16 protein-coding genes and 1 riboswitch are annotated in these 22,029 nt (G+C 44.1%); of the genes, 7 read left to right on the forward strand and 9 right to left on the reverse strand.

Going from position 1 to position 22,029, the window contains the following annotated elements; translation table 11 throughout:
• Positions 1–15: 15 nt before the first annotated feature.
• The 3 genes from ACZ41C_RS03570 to metK all read right to left on the reverse strand — a co-directional run bounded on the left by ACZ41C_RS03570 (position 16) and on the right by metK (position 5,230).
• Entirely contained in the window at positions 16–1,296 is a 1,281-nt protein-coding gene (locus ACZ41C_RS03570) for an O-acetylhomoserine aminocarboxypropyltransferase/cysteine synthase family protein (protein WP_138259623.1), read from the reverse strand.
• A gap of 142 nt (positions 1,297–1,438) precedes the next feature.
• Positions 1,439–1,554: riboswitch (SAM riboswitch) on the reverse strand.
• Positions 1,555–1,929: 375 nt separating this feature from the next.
• Positions 1,930–3,870: a CocE/NonD family hydrolase gene (locus ACZ41C_RS03575; RefSeq protein ID WP_464564382.1), complete on the reverse strand. Its 1,941-nt coding sequence runs from the start codon at positions 3,868–3,870 to the stop codon at positions 1,930–1,932.
• A gap of 103 nt (positions 3,871–3,973) precedes the next feature.
• A complete protein-coding gene (gene metK, locus ACZ41C_RS03580) occupies positions 3,974–5,230 on the reverse strand; it encodes a methionine adenosyltransferase (protein WP_138259620.1) in 1,257 nt (418 codons plus the stop codon).
• A 332-nt stretch (positions 5,231–5,562) separates the two neighbouring features.
• Between metK and ACZ41C_RS03585 the strand changes: the two genes are divergently transcribed.
• Positions 5,563–6,177: a deoxynucleoside kinase gene (locus ACZ41C_RS03585; RefSeq protein WP_138259619.1), complete on the forward strand. Its 615-nt coding sequence runs from the start codon at positions 5,563–5,565 to the stop codon at positions 6,175–6,177.
• Positions 6,178–6,284: 107 nt separating this feature from the next.
• Here the strand turns inward: ACZ41C_RS03585 and ACZ41C_RS03590 are convergent, their stop codons facing one another.
• The gene (locus tag ACZ41C_RS03590) at positions 6,285–7,310 is read right to left on the reverse strand and encodes an App1 family protein (protein ID WP_464564384.1); all 1,026 of its coding nucleotides are present in this window, start codon (positions 7,308–7,310) and stop codon (positions 6,285–6,287) included.
• Between the two features lie 170 nt (positions 7,311–7,480).
• Between ACZ41C_RS03590 and ACZ41C_RS03595 the strand changes: the two genes are divergently transcribed.
• On the forward strand, positions 7,481–8,182 hold the full coding sequence (locus ACZ41C_RS03595) for an energy transducer TonB (protein ID WP_464564386.1): 702 nt from the start codon (positions 7,481–7,483) through the stop codon (positions 8,180–8,182).
• 83 nt (positions 8,183–8,265) lie between these two features.
• On the opposite strand, the gene ACZ41C_RS03600 is transcribed toward ACZ41C_RS03595, so the two are convergent.
• The 4 genes from ACZ41C_RS03600 to ACZ41C_RS03615 form a co-directional block, all read right to left on the reverse strand.
• Positions 8,266–10,689: a sodium-translocating pyrophosphatase gene (locus tag ACZ41C_RS03600; RefSeq protein ID WP_464564388.1), complete on the reverse strand. Its 2,424-nt coding sequence runs from the start codon at positions 10,687–10,689 to the stop codon at positions 8,266–8,268.
• Between the two features lie 103 nt (positions 10,690–10,792).
• Positions 10,793–11,320: an inorganic diphosphatase gene (locus ACZ41C_RS03605; RefSeq protein WP_138259616.1), complete on the reverse strand. Its 528-nt coding sequence runs from the start codon at positions 11,318–11,320 to the stop codon at positions 10,793–10,795.
• Positions 11,321–11,387: 67 nt separating this feature from the next.
• A complete protein-coding gene (locus ACZ41C_RS03610) occupies positions 11,388–13,889 on the reverse strand; it encodes a DUF5686 and carboxypeptidase-like regulatory domain-containing protein (RefSeq protein WP_464564391.1) in 2,502 nt (833 codons plus the stop codon).
• 101 nt (positions 13,890–13,990) lie between these two features.
• Complete coding sequence (locus tag ACZ41C_RS03615) at positions 13,991–14,968, reverse strand: pyruvate dehydrogenase complex E1 component subunit beta (RefSeq protein ID WP_464564393.1); 978 nt, start codon at positions 14,966–14,968, stop codon at positions 13,991–13,993.
• A 176-nt stretch (positions 14,969–15,144) separates the two neighbouring features.
• Here ACZ41C_RS03615 and ACZ41C_RS03620 point away from each other — a divergent pair, with 176 nt between their 5' ends.
• From ACZ41C_RS03620 to ACZ41C_RS03640, 5 genes are all read left to right on the forward strand, one after another.
• A complete protein-coding gene (locus tag ACZ41C_RS03620; RefSeq protein ID WP_464564395.1) occupies positions 15,145–15,885 on the forward strand; it encodes an electron transfer flavoprotein subunit beta/FixA family protein in 741 nt (246 codons plus the stop codon).
• 36 nt (positions 15,886–15,921) lie between these two features.
• The gene (locus ACZ41C_RS03625) at positions 15,922–16,887 is read left to right on the forward strand and encodes an electron transfer flavoprotein subunit alpha/FixB family protein (RefSeq protein WP_464564397.1); all 966 of its coding nucleotides are present in this window, start codon (positions 15,922–15,924) and stop codon (positions 16,885–16,887) included.
• Between the two features lie 85 nt (positions 16,888–16,972).
• The gene (locus ACZ41C_RS03630) at positions 16,973–17,602 is read left to right on the forward strand and encodes a bifunctional nuclease family protein (protein WP_138259611.1); all 630 of its coding nucleotides are present in this window, start codon (positions 16,973–16,975) and stop codon (positions 17,600–17,602) included.
• Positions 17,603–17,620: 18 nt separating this feature from the next.
• Positions 17,621–19,087, forward strand: a complete 1,467-nt coding sequence (locus ACZ41C_RS03635; RefSeq protein WP_464564399.1) for a NupC/NupG family nucleoside CNT transporter — start codon at positions 17,621–17,623, stop codon at positions 19,085–19,087.
• A 149-nt stretch (positions 19,088–19,236) separates the two neighbouring features.
• Complete coding sequence (locus ACZ41C_RS03640) at positions 19,237–20,061, forward strand: thymidylate synthase (protein WP_464565697.1); 825 nt, start codon at positions 19,237–19,239, stop codon at positions 20,059–20,061.
• A gap of 138 nt (positions 20,062–20,199) precedes the next feature.
• On the opposite strand, the gene ACZ41C_RS03645 is transcribed toward ACZ41C_RS03640, so the two are convergent.
• Positions 20,200–21,960, reverse strand: coding sequence for a hypothetical protein (locus tag ACZ41C_RS03645; RefSeq protein WP_464564401.1), 1,761 nt, complete (start codon positions 21,958–21,960; stop codon positions 20,200–20,202).
• Between the last annotated feature and the right edge of the window lie 69 nt (positions 21,961–22,029).

The following is a 22,029-nucleotide window of genomic DNA, read 5'->3' on the forward strand; positions in this document are numbered from 1 at the left end:
TCGTTTCTTTTACCGCTAGATATTGGCTGCGGCAAAGGCCTGTTCCAAATCGGCCTTTAAATCTTCTATATCCTCTAGGCCAACGGAAAGTCGGATCAAATCCTGAGAAACGCCCGCACCCAGTTGCTGTTCTTGCGTCAACTGCTGATGTGTGGTACTCGCCGGATGGATAATGAGGGATTTTGTATCGCCAATATTTGCCAAAAGCGAGAATATTTTGGTGGCATCGGTCACGCTTTTGGCCGCTTCAAATCCTCCTTTAACCCCAAAGGTAACCAAGCCGCTTTGGCCTTTGGGCAGGTATTCCTGGGCCAAATCATAATAATCGTCGCCCTTTAATCCGGGATATTTTACCCAAGCGACCTCGTCCCTGCTTTGCAGCCATTCTGCAAGCTCCAAGGCATTCGCACTATGTTGCTTAATACGCACGGGTAAGGTTTCCAATCCCTGTATAATTTGAAAGGCATTGAACGGACTCAAAGCACCGCCAAAATCCCTAAGACCTTCCAAAATCAGTTTAAAGGTAAAGGCTGCAGCTCCCAGGGCTTCATGATATACTAAACCGTGATACCCTGCGGAAGGTTCCGTAAATTCCGGGAATTTTCCATTGGCCCAGTCGAAAGTACCCGCATCTATAATGGCACCGCCCAAAGATGTACCCTGACCCCCAATGTATTTTGTCAAAGAATGGATGACCAAATTGGCGCCATGTTCAATGGGGTTTAATAATGCCGGAGTGGCTACCGTATTATCCACGATGAACGGAACGCCCGCTGCTTTGGCTTCCTTGGATATAGCCTTTAAATCGAGAACGTCCAGTTTTGGATTTCCCAAAGATTCCACAAAGATAGCCCTGGTATTTTCCTTTACGGCCTTCCCAAAATTTTCGGGTTTTGAGGCATCTACAAAGGTCGTATGGATTCCCAAACGTGGGAGCGTCACATTCAACAGGTTGAACGTACCCCCATATAAACTGCTGGAGGCTACAATATGGTCCCCGGCCTTTAAAAGCGTCAACAACCCCGTAGAAATGGCAGCCGTTCCCGAGGAGAATACCACCGCACCGATACCACCTTCCACAGCGGCCAAACGGTCCTGAAGAATCTGGTTGGTAGGGTTGTTCAAGCGGGTATAAATAAAGCCCAATTCCGCCAAGGAAAATAGATTGGCCGCATGTTGGGTGTTATTGAATACGTACGACGATGTCTGATAGATAGGTACGGCCCTAGTACCTGCGGATTGTGTAGTGTCATGCCCGGCATGAAGTGCGTTCGTTGCTAATTTTTGATTGCTCATGATTTTTGTTTTTTAATGGTTAAGTCCTTGATTGATCGCGGACATCATAAATTGATTAAAAAAGCCAAACCCGAACCTGCCGACGATGCGGTTCGATAAAATCAAAAAGTTATAAGAAAGTGAATCGAAGAAATTTCGATGACTGTTATCCTTCCCCAAACGGGGTAGAATGTAGCACCTTCTTGTTTCCGATAATCGGGTGAACAAGGGTTGCTAAGGCTTCAAAGGGTCCAATCCCTCCACCTTTCTTGATAACTATTCAATACGTGTTTGAACTTAACGGGGCAAATATAAGGGCAGGAACTTTTAAAATCCTAATCAAATCCAAAAATTTAACAAAACCCTAGTGAAACGATAGGTTTAAACCTCTTTCCCTTTACGGCAAACCTTAAAAAGCTCCTCCCTTTAAAAAAGGGAGGTGGCGCGATACGGAGTATCGGGTCGGAGGGATTGTAAAAAATTAATTAAAATCCCAATCTCCCCGACTCGGCATGGCCGAATCACCCCTCTTTGCAAAAGAGGGGAGCAAATTTTATAGCAAACAAGTGAAAATTTAAGTTCCAAAAAAAGCTCCTCCCTTTGGAAAAGGGAGGTGACGCGATACGAAGTATCGGGTCGGAGGGATTGAAATACTTACGGTAATACCGTAAACTCAATCTTGGAATCCGTGAAAACCGTATGGGTCTGGGTCTTAAAGTCGGTTTCATCCGCCTTAAAAATATTTTCCACATACGTTTGGGGGTTCAAATCTATTAAAGGAAACCAGGTGCTCTGCACCTGAATCTGTAATTTGTGTCCCTTTTTGATTGTATGGAATACATCCTGAAGCTTAATATTTACAGCCGTTTTTTCATAGGGCACAAAGGGTTCCGGGTCTGAGAAACTGTTCCGAAACCTTCCCCTTAATACCTCACTACGCACCATCAAATGGTAGTTGCTCATTTTAAGATGGTCCTGCATCTCCTCATGATTTTCGGCATCGGCAGGGTGCACATCGATTACTTTTACGATCCAATCCGCAGCCGTTCCCGTGGTGGCAACATTCAAATTCGCCATAATATCGCCTGCCAAGGTAAGGTCCTCTGTCAAAACATCGGTCTCAAAAACCAATACGTCCGACCTTCTTGCGGCGAATCGTTGATCGTCCGTCATATATTTTCTAGGGGTGAAAACCGATTTAATATCCTCCGAATACGGTACCGGTTTTTTAATATCACTAACGAACTGTATTCCTGTTTCGCCCCGCTTCTCCGTGGTCAATTCCTGATTTTCGCTCAGATACATATCCTGCTTCTCGACCCCGGCAGGTGGCCAGGTATCGTATTGTTTCCACTCCTTCCTACCGGAATCAAAGACATAGGCTTCGGGGAGTCCACTATTCATGCTTCCATCGCCTTTGAGAAAATGATGGAAAAACTTCGTCTCAATGTTTTCCTGAAAAAATTCGGAAATACCATCCCCAAAATAATAATTCCCTACGATGTTCTTTCCCCTGCTTCTGGCCCATCCGCCATGGTCCCAAGGACCAAATACCATGGTGTTGTAGTTGTCCTTATTATATTTTTCAATGTTTTTGTAGGTTTCCAAGGGACCGTACAAATCTTCGGCATCGAACCAACCCCCAACAATCATGGTAGCTACATGGCTTTTTACATCCTTCAAGTGTTGGATAAGTCCCCGGCTTTGCCAAAGCTCATCGTAATTGGGATGTTCCTTTAACTCGTTCCAAAAGAAATCGTCCGTCTGGCCGTCCATGGCCATCCTTGGGGTATCCCCGGTTTCGTACTCAAAAAATCGATCTAAATTTTTTAAGGGCCCTGCATCCAGAAAAAACTGATACTGGTCTTCCGTTCCTAGGTCCGGAAGGTCATACCATGCCGTATCAATGGGCTGATCCCCATTGGGCCTAGGCGTCCCGAAAACGCTCGTCGCCCTAAAATAACTCAACAAATAGGCGCCGTTGTGGTGGAAATCGTCAAAAAAGAAATCGCCGATACACGCCTGGGGCGAAGCCGCCTTTAAAGCCGGGTGCGCATCCACCGTGGCATAGGTGGAATAAAACCCGGGATAGGAAATGCCCCAAATTCCTACCCTGCCATTGTTGTTTTCCACATTGTTCACCAACCATTCTATAGTATCGTAGGTGTCTGAACTTTCATCGATGTCTTGATCCGATTTCTTATTGGGAATAAAGGCCCGCATATTTTCATAGTGGCCCTCGCTCAACCACCTGCCCCGCACGTCTTGATATACCACGATATACCCCTCCTTCATCATATGCTTATTGGGTGCGATAGCTTCCTTGAACTGACCTTCACCATAGGGTCTGGAACTATAGGGGGTGCGTTGCATAATGATGGGATATTCTACGGAAGTATCCTTAGGGGAATAAATGGTGGTGTGTAGCTTAATACCGTCACGCATTTCAATATCCACCTCCTTTTTGGTGTAATTGTCGGCTACATAGGTATCCGAAACCTCAATGGTCTCCGTAGTTTGGTTCGTTCTTTTGCAGGAATACGCAAAGGAAGTAATAATGAACAATGTCAGTAGATACTTTAAGGTAGATTTCATTATGGTTGAATTAATTGTCCTTAAAGCTAGGAAAGAATGGTTATTCCTGAAAATAAAAAAGAGCCATATATGGCTCCTTTATGTAAATAGTATTGAAAATTTGTTATAGCCCAAAGGCGACTTTTACCTCCTGCACCATATCCAATTTCTCCCAGGTAAACAATTCTACTTCCATTTCAACCCGACCGTTATACGGGGATTCGAAAACTTTGATCACTTTTTTGGATTCCTTACCCATGTGACCATAGGCAGCGGTTTCCAAATAAATGGGGTTTCTAAGCTTTAGGCGTTCCTCGACCGCAAAAGGTCTTAAATCGAACAATTGCCTTACTTTTCTGGCAATTTCACCGTCGCTCAAATTGACATTGGACGTTCCATACGTTTCCACAAAAATGGACGTAGGTTCCACTACCCCAATGGCATAACTTACCTGAACCAAAATTTCATCGGCGACGCCGGCAGCAACCAAATTTTTGGCTATATGACGCGCCGCGTAGGCCGCGCTACGGTCTACCTTGCTGGGATCCTTACCACTAAAGGCTCCTCCACCATGGGCTCCCTTGCCTCCATAGGTATCCACGATAATCTTTCTTCCGGTCAAACCGGTGTCCCCATGAGGCCCACCGATGACGAATTTTCCCGTGGGATTGATATGATAGGTAATCTGGTCATCGAACAATTGCTGAATTTCCTCAGGCAATTGGGATTTCACCTTAGGGATAAGGATGGATATGATGTCCGATTTAATCTTTGACAGCATAGCCTCATCGTTGGAATCAAAGGCATCGTGCTGGGTGGACACCACAATGGTATCGATACGTTGCGGTACATTTTCATCCGAGTACTCGATGGTTACCTGTGCCTTGGCATCCGGTCTTAAGTATTTTATTTCCTTCCCTTCCCTACGAAGTTCCGCCAAGGTGTGCAATATTTTATGGGAAATGTCCAAGGCCAAAGGCATGTAATTCTCCGTTTCCTTTGTGGCATAACCGAACATCATCCCCTGATCCCCGGCTCCCTGTTCCTCTTTGGAACCCCTGTCCACACCTTGATTGATGTCTTGGGATTGTTCATGAATCAAGGAAATCACGCCACAGGAATCGCCACTAAATTGGTACTCGCCTTTGGTATATCCTATTTTATTGATGACCTCCCTTGCAATATTCTGAACGTCCAAATAGGTATGGCTTTTCACTTCTCCAGCCAATACTACCTGACCCGTAGTGACCAAGGTTTCACAGGCCACTTTACTTTCTGGGTCAAAAGCCAAAAAATGATCCAACAGGGCATCGCTGATTTGATCTGCCACTTTATCCGGATGTCCTTCACTAACGGATTCCGATGTAAATAAATACGCCATTTCTTTTTCTTTTAAAAAGGATTTGGAAGTTGCGCGACTAAAGGAGGTATTGTTTCTCAGGAGAGCGCCGGAAACGATCCCGACACAAAACTGCTTTAGCATTTTTAACGAGGTTGCAATCAGTCAAATCCTTCCTCTTTGTTTTGGGCAAAAGTATAAAAATAGTTTCTTTTTAAAATGATTTAAATACTTTTTATGATTCCAATTCCTGGCATGGAAAACTCCAAAAATATTGTAGGCATTTCAACCACTATTTTTTCTGAAAGTTAATATACTTCGTATATTGTACGCTACAACTTTTTCAGAACAACTAACCGTTAAATAACACCAAAATGCACATTGCCGTAGCAGGAAACATTGGAGCAGGTAAAACTACATTGACAAGATTACTGGCCAAACATTATAAGTGGGAAGCGCATTTTGAGGACGTTGTGGACAACCCCTACCTCGATGATTTTTACACCCAAATGGAACGTTGGAGCTTTAACCTCCAAATCTATTTCCTAAACAGCAGGTACAGACAAATTGTCCAGATCCGGGAAACCGGTAAGGACGTCATACAGGACCGTACCATTTATGAGGATGCCCATATTTTTGCACCCAACCTTCATGCCATGGGCCTTATGACCAATAGGGACTTTAAAAATTATTCCAGTCTGTTTGAATTGATGGAATCTTTGGTGGAACCCCCTGAACTTCTTATCTATCTTAGAAGTTCCATACCCAATTTGGTAAAACAGATACACAAACGTGGCAGGGATTATGAAAACAGTATTTCGATTGATTATTTGAGCCGGTTGAACGAACGCTATGAAGCGTGGGTCCACGGTTATGATAAGGGTAAATTGTTGATCATTGATGTGGACGAAATTGACTTTGTGGACAAACCCGAGGATCTTGGTAAAGTAATTAACAAAATAGATGCGGAAATAAACGGGTTATTTTAATTCTTCTCAAGTAAACTACCTAGGGGCTAGGCCACAAGGCATTCGAAGTAAGCGACCTTCTAATTTCGGGTCAAGCCTCGGGAAATAAAACCCTTTGGCGGTGCCAATTAAATAAAACCTTGTTCCTTGGCGTGGGCAATGGCTTCTTCCGTTTTATTTACCATTAAAAAGGGAATGTTTTTGTGGGCCGAGAACAAATTGGATACCCTGGCCATTCTTCGGCCGTCCGATACACTCCTCAAGTAAATGGCCTTTACCCGGTTAGGAAACAATTTTGCAATTTCAATGTAAATATCCGCGTCCTTTTCGCCACTATCACCAATTAGAATGAAGGAAAGCTGCGGATAAGTATTTAAGATTCCCGTGATTTCCTTTTGCTTTTGGGGTTTCTCACTTCGTTTTCTTCGGGTAAAACTGGACATACTTCGCAGTAAAATGGGACCTTTTGGGAATTTGTTGATCGTAAGAAAAAGTTCCAAATATCGGTATAGGTTCCAAGGACTATGGCTTACATAGAAAATAGGGTTCGCCTCTTCCTCAGCTTTGCCTTGATGAAGTAGATGATAAAATTCCGCCGCCCCTTCCAAGGGCCTTCTGCTTGTCGCCCTTTTAAACATGGTATTGATAATCACTTTCCACTTTAAGGAAGAGACCACGCCCGTATGCAAGATGGTATCATCAATATCACTAATGACCCCAAATTTTGCCTTAGCACTGGGAATCAACATTTCCCCGGGAAAGCGGTTTTGGTTTATTATTTCCCTTTTTAGTTTGGTGTCCTGAAAGGAGATTTCAAATTTCACCCACCCTTCCTCGTTCACATATTCAGAAAGGTTCTCCACTTGCTCGTTCACCAAATAATATCCTTCATGGTCCGTCTTTCCTTGAAGGATGATGGTATCGCCAATGGCAATTCGTATTGGGGTGTTTTTAATCTCATCGGTCTCGAACCGTTTCCAAGTATTAATCAATAACTTAAAAGCGCCTTTATGCCCCAGGTCGATATTCTCATCTTCCAGCGCCCTACCACGGACATAGAATCTATGAGAAGTCCCATATCCATTAAATGCGATAATCTGAAGTTTATCCTTTTTAAGAAATCCCATATGCTCAAAAATACATTCATTTTCCATTGGGCATGAAAAATTTTACCGTAAAAATACCGCTAGTAGATTTTCACTCATTCAAACAGACCCTTCACTCATTGGCCATTTTAAGACCGAGTCCTTTAGTATAGCTTTAGTTCATAACAAAACGATTGTATAATCAGGCTTGCACCATGGAAGCCACAATTTTTTAAAAGATGAAACCAAAAAAGAACCCGAAAAAAGACCTCAACAAAAAAAGTGGCCTTTTCTTTGTTTTAGGACTCATGCTAGTACTAGGGCTGGCATTTGTTGCCTTGGAATGGAAAACGTATGAACCTAACTCCATCTATGACGTTAGCATGAATGTTGCTCCAATTGAAATAGATGAAGAACCCGTAGAAAAATTTAAAATTGAACAACCCAAAATTAAACAAGTGCTTCCCCCTGAAATAAAAGTGGAAGACAACGATGTTGAAATTGATGAAACTGAAATATTATCTACAGAAGCTGATACCGAAACCGAAATAATTGAACCTGAAGATTTAGTGGTTGAAGAAATAGAGGAAGAGGTCAATGTAAACTGGATAACGATAGAAGATGTGCCCGTTTTCCCAGGTTGCGAAAATGCCAAGGACAAACGGGAATGTTTTAACGAAATGATGCAAAAGCATATCCAAAAAAACTTCCGTTATCCAGAAATGGCCCAAGAAATGGGGATTCAGGGTAGGGTCAGTACCCAGTTTGAAATCAAAAGCGATGGATCTATTGGAACCATACAAAAAAGAGGACCCCATAAAATTTTGGAGGAAGAAGCTATTCGAATTCTTTCAAAACTTCCTAAAATGACCCCAGGAAAACAAAGAGGAACTCCTGTAAAGGTCTCTTTTAGTATTCCCATTCATTTTAAACTTCAGTAATACTTCGGCATACAAAAAATAAAACGGTCTCGCCAATAATGGCAGGACCGTTACTATTTTAGAAATAATTAAATAAAAAGGTCTTACTGAACTTCTTCCTTAACCTCTTCGACTACTTTTTCGATTTGGACTTTAACACCTTCACTAGATTTGTTGAAGGCCTCGATTTTGGCTTTCACTTCCTCCTCAGTTCCTTCAAAAACTTGCTCGCTTATGGACTTTTGACCATTTTCGGTTAAGGTAGTCACCACAGTAGCCTTTACCATGGTATCTCCAGTTTTTTCCATTTTTACCTCAACTTGTTTTTCAACTTGCTTTGCAACAACTTCGGTAGCGATTTTCTCTTCGTTATAAGCCGTCATGCTGTCGCCGCTCATTGCAATACTTGGCGCAATTACCAAAGCCACAACGGACATTAACTTCAAAAGAATATTCAAGGAAGGACCTGAAGTATCCTTGAAAGGATCTCCTACCGTATCACCTACAACCGCCGCTTTATGGGCGTCCGTACCTTTACGTCCGTCACTTTCTATGGTTTTTTTAGCGTTATCCCAAGCACCACCGGCATTGGACTGGAAGATGGCCATCAAAACTCCACAAGTAGTTACACCTGCCAAAAGTCCGCCCAACATTTCGGCACCACCTATAAAACCAACGGCAACAGGAACTGCAATGGCCAAAAGACCTGGCAATACCATTTCCTTAATGGAGGCCTGTGTAGAAATGGCCACACACTTATCATATTCCGCAACACCATCGGCTGCATCAAAAGTAGCTCTTTGGGCTTCGGTGGCTTTGGACATATCGGAATCCACCGCTCTCATAACCTCCAAGGCAGCCTTTAATTGGGGGATATCCCTAAACTGTCTACGAACCTCCTCGATCATGGCCATAGCCGCACGGCCCACCGCATTCATCGACAATGCAGAAAATACGAATGGTAACATACCACCAACCAGTAGACCGGCCATTACAGTCGGTTTTGAAACATCGATTGCCGTTACATTAGCCGTTTGCATAAAAGCAGCAAAAAGGGCCAAGGCCGTCAAGGCTGCAGAAGCAATTGCGAATCCCTTTCCAATAGCTGCCGTAGTGTTTCCTACCGCATCCAATTTATCGGTACGTTCCCTAACCTCGCTAGGCAATTCGGCCATTTCGGCAATACCACCTGCGTTATCGGAAATGGGTCCGTAGGCATCCACGGCCAATTGGATTCCCGTATTGGCCAACATCCCTACGGCAGCAATCGCAATACCGTATAATCCCGCAAAATGATAGGAAACCAAAATAGCAGCGGCAATCAAAAGAATAGGGAACATAGTGGACATCATACCCACACCTAATCCAGAGATAATGTTCGTAGCAGCTCCAGTTTCGGACTGTCTTACAATGCTATTAACAGGTTTTGTACCTGTTCCCGTGTAATATTCGGTAACCTTACCTACGGCAAGTCCGGCCACGAGTCCGGCCAATACGGCTATGAAAACACCTATTGAACCATACTCTACACCCCCAAAAGTCCAGCTTTCCGGTAACATATTGGTAATTATAAAATAACAGGCGACCAACATCAGACCAGCGGATCCAAATTCCCCAATGTTCAATGCGGTCTGTGGATTTCCGCCATCCTTTACCTTAACGAAGAAGGTTCCAATGATGGACATAATGATACCGACAGCTGCCAGTACCAATGGAAGGTACACAGCACCAAGACCATCGAATGAACCTGCAAAAGCGGGAATCTGAACAAAAGCGGCTCCCAATACCATGGTACCGATGATAGAACCCACATAGGACTCGAACAAATCCGCGCCCATACCGGCAACGTCCCCAACGTTATCACCTACGTTATCCGCAATGGTAGCTGGATTCAAAGGGTGATCCTCTGGAATACCCGCTTCTACCTTACCAACCAAATCCGCACCTACATCCGCTGCCTTGGTATAGATACCGCCACCAACACGGGCAAAAAGCGCAATGGAAGATGCTCCCAAAGAGAAACCTGACAATACGTTCAAAACTTCACCCAAGGACCAACCTTGACCACTATATATCATAAAAAGACTGCTCAAACCTAATACTCCCAATCCTACAACACCAAGTCCCATAACGGCACCGCCTGCAAAAGCAACCTCCAAGGCCTTTCCTAAGGAAGTCCTAGCGGCCTGCGTAGTCCTAACATTGGCCTTGGTAGCGACCTTCATTCCAATGAATCCGGCCAAGGCGGAGCATATAGCACCTACAACAAAGGATACGGCCACCATACCGTTGGAGCCAACTTCATTGGTCCCCTTAAAAAACAATAAAACTGCCACGGCAGCTACAAAAACGGCCAAGATTTTGTATTCGGCCTTTAAGAAGGACATTGCTCCATCCGCAATGTTTTTGGCTATTCTCGCCATCTTTTCACTACCTACATCTTGCTTGGAAACCCAGGAGCTCTTAATAAAAACATATGCCAGCGCCAAGAGGCCAAAAGCAGGTAAAAACTTTACGATTAAATCCATTTGATTAGTTATTTTTTTGTGGCTGCTAAAGTAGTAAAATAGAATATAATAAAAAAAGCCCCCTTTTATAATAATAAAGGGGGCTTTACATTCCTTAAAATAGCTATATCATAAAGGTGCGCTTATCCTTATGCTCGCTCTCCTGATACCTTGTAACACACTCATGATAGATTTTAATAGCTTCTTCATGATTGCCCCAGCCACCAGTGTCCACTTTCTTTTTTTCCAGATCCTTGTACACCTGAAAGAAGTGTTCTATTTCCTTGAGCCTATGCGGATTCAAATCGCTAATGTCATCCCTCTTGCTCCAAATAGGATCCGACACGGGAACACAAATGATTTTCTCGTCCGGTCCTTTTTCATCGGTCATGTGAAATACACCTATGGGCTTAACTTCCATGACCACCATAGGGAACGTTGGTTCCGTGCCCAAAACCAAAACATCCAGTGGGTCCCTGTCCAAAGCAAGGGTTTCCGGCACAAACCCGTAATCCCCCGGGTACATCATGGAAGAAAACAAGGTCCTATCGAACCGTATTTTGTGTAAGGTAAAATCATACTCATATTTGTTCCTGCTCCCTTTGGGAATCTCTATCAAAACATCAAATGTTACGTCTTTTTTATTGGCCATGTTCGTGTATAAAATAAATTCTGTTTGTTTTAGTAACGAAGCCTACTTCCGATAATTGCCCTGAAAATCAAAAACTAAATCCGAAGCTTCCGGTAATACCAAAGGGTCTGGCATCTGGATTGTCCAAGTAGTTGCCCCTAAAATTAAAGTCGATCCTGAAAATCCGAAAGATATTCCCTATTCCCAAGGAGTATTCATAATATATTTTCTCCGAAGGCGCCCTTAGCGGCGTATTAACGTTCGCCGGAGCACTTAGGGCAATATTTTCGTCCGATAGGCTTCCCCAAACACCCCTGAGTCCCACAATCTCCCTGAGGTTCAATTTACGTAAAAACGGTATCCTGGAGAAGAGTCTTCCATTAAAATTGTGCTCCAAATGCACCGATGCATAGGTATCGGTAACAAATTCATAAAAATCGAGATTGGGGAAAGTTCCATAATTTGAGAAAAAGGTCTGGTTTCCGGGTACCACGCTCAACAAGCCTAAAGGAACTTCCCCAAAGGTCTTGCCCAATTCCACAGTGCTCATCAATCTTCCAAAACCACCCAATTGCCAAGGTTGGCTATAGGAAAATTGTAATTTCTGATAGTTAAAATCACTGCCCAGGACACCCTCCGTTCCTTTTGTATAATTGAGCAATAGCGTACTATAGGTATCGTTTACATCGCGCCTTTCCACGCCATAGCCTATCGTTTTTTTCCCGGGTGTATAGATCAACAAGGTATTGAAGTCGAACTGCCGTATTTCGGATGATACACCACTGGGGGCATCTGGGTCTATATAATCCAGACTAAAATCGTTGGGCAGGGCAGAGCTCAGGGTCCTGAAGGTTCCGCCCAAGGAGATCCTAAAATTGGTAATGGGTTCCATTTCAAAATTAAGGGCGCTCAAATTAATATTCGTCAGTCTGTTATTTGCCCCCACCGTCAACAACGAAGAAGAAGCGATGCTACGGCCAAGCACATCACGGGTCGCCGTGAGGCTAACACCCAATTGCTCAATATCGCGCCTGTTTCCACCGGAAACTATCAAACGGGTCTTTGGGTCGATCAGAAACTTACCGCTCAATCCATGTTTCACCTTTTGGTCCGTAAATCCATAGGCCATGTAGCCCTCCAAGCGCCATAGGTCGTTCTGGCCCCTATAGGTCCTTGCTCCCAACCGCAACCTTGGTCCTTCCGCCGGATTGAACCCAAACACATCGTACACATTACCAATATCCAAGTCCCATGTATCGATCTCCACATATCCGGACCCAAGTATGCTCACCAAATTATAGTAGGATTTGAATTTTGGAACCGTTTTTAGGGTATCCAGCAGGGTGTAGATTCCCGCTTCATCCTTATTTAGGGATTCCAATCGGTTTTTCTGCCAGAATTCATCGTCCCTAACGATCAAGTTGATATCCAAAGGATTTTGGTCCTTTCGGTAAAAATCCTTCGGCTTTTTGTCGTTGAACACGTAATTGTCATAGACCGTGGTCCGTTTGCCATAAACACCTCTAGATTCCTCCTTTTTTTGAAAGCTGAAATCGCTCAGCATATAATCTCGCTTCAAAAGAAAAAGGGAATCGTTGACCACCTCAAAATCCTGCTCAATATATATTTCCTTGACCCAGTTGATGTTGGCACTTTTGGTAACTTCCAGATTAATGTTCTTGATAGCCCAGGTAGAGTCGTTCACCCAAAAATCGCCCTTAAACGTTAGCTCGTTTTTACGTCTGGGATAGTACACTATATTGTAGCACCACTTAGTATCGATAAAGGCACTATCGCGCAACGCGTAGTTATAGGTGTCTATTCCCGTTCTTGACAGCGGACTCGTAAAACTCTTGTCAAAAAACTTGAGATAGTTATCATAGATATCATAGCTCTGGTAAAGGTCCTGAACGAAGGCAATGATAGCTTGATTATTCTCAAAGCCGGAATTTTTATTGCCCAACACGTCCTCTTTTTCTTCGTTGATGATATTATCGCCATACACCTTTGAAAACGTTTCGTTCAAAAAGATGGGAAGATAGGTTTTACCCGTGATGCGGGAGGTATCCAGATCCTGAAACACGAATTCCAGCCCCTTGAAAATCTTCCTTTTCATCAAGGCACTATCAATGGTGTTCAAATCGAACTCCACCTTTTCGTATTTATCAAAGGCATACTGGTCGAATTTGCGAATACCGTTTTCCCGCTTTTTGGCCCATATCTTTCGTAGGATATCCACGGCGGGATTATTTTTTTTGGATTGCTTTCCCGATATCAAAACTACCTCGTTGAGTTGCTCGGCAGCTTCGGAAAGGACAATTTCCATGTTGAAGTTTATCTTGGAAGTGAGCGAAATCTCCTTGTTCTCATACCCAATGAACGAAACCACCAACACATCATACGTATTGTCCGATTCCAAATAGAACCGACCATTATCATTGGTTATGGTACCTTCCGTAGAACCTTGGAACAGTACATTGGCGAAGGCCACAGGCTGACCGCTTTCATCAGAAACGATACCTCCAACCTTTGTCTGGCCTAGAACACCTAAGGTAAAAAGAAGAAAAAAATGGAAAAAGAATCTATTCATGTATATGATGTACCATTAGGCCCCTGTACAAATAGCGTACCAATAAAAAAGCTTCTTCGACCTATGTCGAAGAAGCTAAGATACTTTACAAAAATTTCCAATTATTTATATAACACTTTTTTAACTGCCTTGATAACATCTTCGTGGTTGGGCAGCCATTCCTCCAATAAAACTGGAGAGTAAGGTGCAGGTGTATCCGCCGTATTGATTTTTATGATGGGGGCATCCAAATAATCAAAGGCATTTGCCTGAATATGATAGGTGATTTCCGTGGCTACATTACCAAAAGGCCAAGCTTCCTCCAAGACGACCAAACGGTTCGTTTTCTTTACAGATTTAACCACCGCATCGTAATCCAAAGGCTTTACGGTCCTTAGGTCGATTATTTCGCAGCTGATGCCCTCTTTTTCAAGTTCATCGGCCGCTTTGTAGGCCTCCTTAATAATTTTTCCAAAGGAAACGATTGTGACGTCGCTACCTTCTCTTTTGATATCGGCCACACCAATAGGAATGGTGTATTCGCCCTCGGGCACTTCGCCCTTATCGCCATACATCTGCTCGGATTCCATAAAAATGACGGGGTCGTCGTCCCTGATAGCAGATTTCAATAATCCTTTTGCATCAGCCGGATTTGAAGGAACGACCACCTTTAACCCGGGACAGTTGGCGTACCAACTCTCAAAGGCCTGGGAATGCGTTGCCGCCAATTGACCTGCGGAGGCCGTAGGTCCCCTAAACACGATTGGACACGGAAACTGTCCGCCGGACATTTGCCTAATTTTGGCAGCGTTGTTTATGATTTGGTCGATTCCAACCAATGAAAAGTTAAAGGTCATGAATTCCACGATGGGCCTGTTGCCAGTCATGGTGGAACCTACTGCCACCCCGGCAAAGCCCAATTCCGCAATAGGCGTATCTATAACCCTTTTGGGTCCAAATTCGTCCAACATACCTTTGGAAGCTTTGTAGGCACCGTTATACTCGGCAACCTCCTCGCCCATTAGATAAATGGACTCGTCCCTACGCATCTCCTCGGACATCGCCTCCGCTATAGCTTCTCTAAACTGTAATGTTTTCATGTCATTAAGAAATAATAGTCTTTAACCTTTCAATTGAAAGCAAGCAAAAATAGGAAAATATATATCAATTAATGGGATGGCCGTTTTAAAAAAAGTAATAAAATTTACTATGCATGCATAGTAAATTTGGAAAATATTGGTTATCTTCGTCTCCAACACAAAAAAGAATTTATTCAATGAAAGTACTAGTTTGTATAAGTAATGTACCGGATACTACTTCCAAGATAAACTTTACTGATGGCGACACCAAATTTGACACCAACGGGGTGCAGTTCGTTATCAATCCAAACGATGAGTTTGGACTTACCAGGGCCATGTGGTTCAAGGAACAGCAAGGTGCCACCGTACATGTGGCCACCGTTGGGGACGCAAGTGTTGAACCTACCATGCGAAAAGCCCTTGCCATTGGCGCCGATGAGGCCATACGGGTAAATGCAACGCCCACAGACGGATTCTTTGTGGCCCAGCAACTCGCCGAGGTCGTAAAGAACGGCGGATACGATTTGGTAATCGGTGGAAGGGAATCCATCGACTATAATGGTGGGATGGTACCAGGGATACTTGCTTCCCTTCTGGACATGAATTTTGTCAATACCTGCATCAAACTTGATATCGATGGCGATAATGTAACGGCCATCCGCGAGATAGATGGAGGAAAGGAAACCTTAAGTACTTCGCTACCCTTAGTTGTGGGCGGACAAAAAGGTCTGGTAGAGGAAAGTGATCTTAAAATACCCAACATGCGTGGCATCATGATGGCCAGACAAAAGAAATTGAACGTCGTAGAACCTATTGAAGGTATCAAGGCCACCCAAGATGTAAAATTTGATAAGCCTGCACCAAAAGGCGAAATAAAACTTGCCGAAACCGTTGACGAGCTTATTTCGTTACTTCACAACGAAGCCAAGGTAATTTAAAAGGTACTCTAAGCGGTAAACAAAAAAATAAAAGAAATGTCAGTTATAGTGTATACAGAATCAGAGAACGGAAAATTTAAAAAGAACGCTTTTGAAGTCGCTTCCTATGCTGCGGAAGTGGCCAAACAAATGGGTACCACGGCCACGGCGGTTTCCATCAATTGTACGGAAAATGAGAGTTTGGGAACGTATGGTATTTCCAAGGTGTTGAACGTTCAGAACGAAGTCCTAAAACCTTTCAATGCAAAGGCCTCGGCAGAAGTAGTTTCCAAAGCCATAGAAGCCGAGAACGCTACAGTGGTCATAGTGAGCTCCAGTTCAGATGCAAAATATATGGCCCCTCTTTTAGCGGCGCGACTCAAAGCAGGCTATGCCCCAAATGTGGTAGCGGCTCCAGAAAGCCTTTCCCCGTTTCAGGTGAAGAGAACGGCTTTTAGCAACAAAGGATTTGCGCATACGGTTATCGATACCGATATAAAGATCGTTGGGGTGTCCAACAATGCCTTTGGAACAGTGGAGACGCCTACCGATGCATCGGTGGAAGATTTTAATGTATCCTTGGATTCGGAATTTAATACCAAGTCTACGAACATCGATAAGGTGGTAGGGAAGGCGACCATCGCCGATGCGGATATCGTCGTATCCGCAGGAAGGGGGCTAAAAGGACCAGAAAACTGGGGAATGATCGAGGAATTGGCCGATGTTTTAGGTGCTGCCACAGCGTGTTCCAAACCGGTATCGGACCTTGGATGGAGACCGCATGGCGAGCATGTAGGTCAAACAGGTAAACCTGTTGCGAGCAATCTGTACATTGCGATAGGAATTTCAGGTGCCATACAGCACTTGGCGGGCGTAAGTGCCTCAAAAACAAAAGTGGTCATCAACAACGATCCAGAGGCACCATTTTTCAAGGCCGCGGATTACGGAATCGTGGGCGATGCGTTTGAAGTGGTACCTGAGTTAATCGAAAAATTAAAGGAATTTAAAGCTCAAAACAGCTAATTTTTGTTAATTTGTGCCCCACAAAGGGCTGTTCGAATAGTTGGGGTCCCAAGTGTTTGAACAGCTTTTTTAGTTTATACGATTTATGAGTTTAGTACGATTGAAAATAAAGGGGATTTCTTACAGCCAAACGCAAAATGGCGCTTATGCCCTTATATTGAACGAAGTAGAGGGAGACCGTAAATTGCCCATTGTCATTGGAGCTTTTGAAGCGCAGTCCATAGCCATTGCCCTTGAAAAGGAAATTAAGCCGCCAAGGCCCTTGACACATGACCTTTTTAAAAATTTTGCGGACCGTTTTGACATCGTCATCAAACAGGTAATCATCCATAAACTGGTGGACGGGGTTTTCTATTCCAGTATTATCTGTGAGCGTGATGGCATTGAGGAGATTATAGATGCCAGGACTAGTGATGCCATTGCCTTGGCACTTCGGTTCAATGCCCCCATTTTCACGTACAAGACCATTTTGGACAAGGCGGGTATCTTCTTGAAGTTTTCCTCCAAAGAGACCGAAAAAAAGGAGAGCGACGATAGTATCGTTGTAGATGAGATTCTGCAGGAGGGCGAAACCGTGGAAATAGATTCGGGTGCTACGGATGGCTATACGGAATTGACCATAGACGAACTCGAACAAGAACTCAAAAAGGCCGTGGCCAACGAAGATTACGAGAAAGCGGCAAAGTTACGGGATGAAATATCCAAAAGAAATTGATTGGACAAGCCCTAGCGCATGAAAAAAAATCCCTGCCTTCAACTTCTCTTTTTTTTCCTTTTTCCAGTACTATTGTTTTCCCAAACCCCGGATACATCCGAGACGATACTAAATTCCGTTGATAGTACCGTCCTAAATGATATAGCCGATAATCAATTGACCTCCGCCATCCCCAACGAAGGTTTTTCTTTCCACAGTTTGTGGCGGGGCATCCTGGGCATGCTGGTATTGATCGGTCTGGCGTTTTTGTTCAGTTCCAACCGAAAAGCCATCAATTGGAAGACCGTGGGAATAGGACTTGCCATCCAATTGGCATTGGCCATTGGTATATTAAAAGTTCCGTTTATCCGGGCCATTTTTACTGTACTCGGGAAAATATTCAACGAGATCTTAAACTTTACCGTTGCCGGAAGTCAGTTTTTATTGGGAAATCTCATGAATCTTGACAACCCTAATATCGGGTACGTATTCGCCTTTCAGATTCTACCAACGATCATCTTTTTTTCGGCTTTGACATCCGTACTTTTTTACCTGGGAATCATTCAGAAAATCGTGAAGGGCTTGGCGTGGCTGTTGACAAAATCCCTAGGAATCTCGGGTCCCGAGAGCCTTTCGGTAGCAGGGAATATATTTTTAGGGCAGACCGAAGCACCATTGATGATCAAAGCCTATTTGGAGCGCATGACCAAATCTGAAATCCTATTGGTAATGATCGGCGGTATGGCCACGGTTGCCGGGGGCGTACTTGCGGCCTACATAGGATTTTTGGGAGGAAATGACGAAGCCCTCAGATTGGAATTCGCCCGTCACCTGATCGCTGCATCCGTCATGGCGGCTCCAGGGGCCATCGTCGTTTCAAAAATACTTTGTCCACAAACCGAGGAGGTGGATACGAACATAAAGGTTTCTACAGAGAAAATTGGGACCAATTTGCTCGATGCCATAGCCAACGGTACTACCGAGGGACTAAAACTGGCAGTGAACGTGGGCGCCATGCTTTTGGTCTTTGTAGCCTTTATTGCCATGTTGAATGGTATTTTTGGGTATGTTGGCGATCTAACCAACATAAATCAATTTGTAGCGGAGCATTCGTCATTTGAAAAACTTTCCTTGGAAGCCATTCTTGGAACCATTTTCGCGCCATTGATGTGGCTCATTGGCGTGGCGAACGAGGACATCGCGTTGATGGGCCAATTGTTGGGCATCAAATTGGCTTCCAGCGAATTTGTGGCCTATACCCAATTGGCCGAGTTAAAAAATGTAGCCATTACCCCAAGCCTGTCCTACCAAAAATCCATCATTATGGCTACCTATATGCTTTGTGGCTTTGCGAACTTTGCTTCCATCGGTATTCAAATTGGGGGAATTGGCTCCTTGGCCCCGGGACAGCGCAAAACCTTGTCGGAGTTTGGAATGAAGGCAGTTTTGGGTGGGTCCTTAGCTTCCCTACTATCGGCCACTATTGCCGGAATGATTTTGGGGTAAAGCCCCCTAACCCCCAAAGTGGGAACCACAATTTGCCGTTAATAAATTTTAATAAAAGCCTAGAGTGATTTGGACAAAGAACAATGGGCATTCCTTATTTTTACAAAAATAAACCAAAGGGAATTCCCCCTTTGGGGGTTAGGGGGCTTATGAAACAATACCACGACTTACTAAAGCATGTTTTGAACGAAGGGAACCAAAAAGGTGATCGTACCGGTACGGGAACGTTGAGCGTTTTTGGTTATCAGATGCGGTTTGACCTGAGCGAGGGATTCCCTATGGTCACTACCAAGAAATTACATCTAAAGTCCATCATTTATGAGCTGTTATGGTTTTTGAACGGTGACACCAATATAGCCTATTTGCAGGAAAACGGGGTGCGTATTTGGAACGAATGGGCCGATGAAAATGGGGACTTAGGTCCGGTTTACGGACATCAGTGGCGAAACTGGAACGGCGACGAAATCGACCAGATAAAGGAGGTCGTGGAAACCTTAAAAAACAACCCAAATAGCAGACGTATGTTGGTATCGGCCTGGAATCCAAGTGTCTTGCCAGATACCTCCAAATCGTTTTCAGAAAACGTAGCCAATGGCAAAGCGGCCCTTCCCCCTTGTCATGCGTTTTTTCAATTTTATGTGGCGGACGGAAAATTATCCTGCCAGCTTTACCAACGCAGCGCCGATATATTTTTGGGCGTACCCTTTAACATTGCTTCCTATGCCCTTTTTACCCTGATGATGGCGCAGGTCTGCGGTTATGAACCCGGGGAATTCATTCATACGTTTGGTGATGCCCATATTTATAACAACCACATGAAACAAGTGGAATTACAATTAAGTAGGGAACCTCGGCCTTTACCAAAAATGGTCCTAAACCCCAACGTAAAGGATATATTCGATTTTAAGTTCGAGGATTTTACCTTGTTGGATTATGATCCGCATCCACATATTAAAGGGGTTGTGGCGGTTTAGAAAAGAACAATTAAGTCAAAAAGAAATAATCGATTGGTTTTTTGCCGTTGGAAACAAAACAAAGCCCGAACTTTTAAAGGTTCGGGCTTTTTGGCCGTTGGATGGTATGATACCATCAATTTTTTAAAATTTTCTTTTTCAATCGGCCATTGCCATTCTGGTAACTTGGATGGAGTTTGAGAAATCATAGAAGCCATCCAAATCCGCTGTATTCATGCCAGGCTCCAAGCCCATTAGTCCATCACTATATGTTAGGTGCCAAATAAAGCAAATACCTACGCCAGCACCATCAAAATCGACCCCTTCAACGGCTTCCAAGGTTGGGGGCAAGCCTAATATATTACCGCTATCATCCGTAATGACGTAGGTTTGTTTCATTCCGTTCAAATCGGTTTCATCCAAGGTAATCCCAGAGACCATATCCGGTGTTCCGTCCACCGTGAACATAAAGGGACCTCCTTCCAAGGCACCGGCATTCAGTGCATTTCTGGTGACCATGATGGAATTGGAAAGGGCAAAGTTGCCTTGCAGGTTTCCGGCATTGGCTCCTGCTTCCAATCCCATGATATCGTCTTCATAGGTGATATGCCAAATGAGGCAAATTCCTTCCCCGGCGGCGTCAAAATCGACCCCTTTAGCGGCCTCCAAGGTTGGGGGCAGCCCTAAAATGTTCAAATCGGCATCGGTAATGATAAACCTTTGATTGCTTCCATTAAGACCGGAGGCATCCAATGAAAGTCCGGTTGCCATATCGGGCGAGCCATCTACCGTAAACTCGTATGGACCGCCTTCCAATTTTCCTGCATTCAAAGCCAATCGATTTACCTCAATCGAGTTTGAAAGTGCGAAAACACCGTTCAAGGCCGCAGCATTGCCGCCTGCTTCAAGCCCCATGAGCCCTTCTTGATAGCTTATATGCCAAATGAGGCACACTCCTACCCCTGCACCATCAAAATCGACTCCTTTTACCGCCTCCAACGTTGGGGGCAATCCCAAGATGTTCAAATCTGCATCGGTAATCACAAAAGAGGAAAGTTCACCGTTTACATTCGACCCGTCAAAAGAAAGGGAAGTTACATTGTCGGTTTTTCCATCGACCACAAATTCATAGGGTCCGCCTGAAAGTAGTCCGGCATCCAGACCCACCCTATTTACCTCTATGGAATTGGATAAATCGAATTCACCCTGAAAATCGTTGATATTCATACCCGCTTCCAGGCCCATCAAAGTTCCGCTGTAGGTCAAATGGTATATAAAACAAGTACCTTCGCCAGCACCATCAAAATCAACGCCCAATACGGCCTCCAACGTTGGGGGCAATCCTAAAATTCCACCCATATCATCGGTAATTACATACGTTTGCATATCCCCGTTCAACTGTGAGTCGTCCAAGGATAACTCCGTAACCATATCCGGGATACCATCGACCAAAAATTCGAAGGGCCCACCTACAAGGGTTCCGGCATCCAACCCACTTCTACTCACCATTAAAAAGTTTGACAGTGCAAAATCACCGTTAAGATTGTCCAAATTCATACCTGGCTCCAAGCCTGACAGCCCTTCTTCGTAGGCCAAATGATAAATATAGCACGATCCGACACCCGCCCCATCAAAATCGACCCCTTCCAAAGCCGCCATATTGGGCGGAAGGCCCAGGATATTCTTACTATCATCCGTAATCACAAAAGTTTGTAAACTTCCGAAAAGATTGGTGGCGTCCAATGTGATATTGGTGACCATGTCCGGGATTCCATCCACGGTAAATGAAAAAGGTCCGCCCGATAAGGTACCGGCCGTAACCGTTGTTGCAATGGGTTCATCCTCATCATTCTTACAGCCAACCATAACCATGATAAGGGATAGAAATAATAGTGTTTTTAGTGTTTTTAGTGTTTTCATAATCAATTGTTTTTTAGATTCTTGGCAAAGGAACCCGTTAGCTGTAACAGAAAAGTCACGGAAAAATCA

It is taken from the genome of Maribacter sp. C-4077, assembly GCF_055378385.1.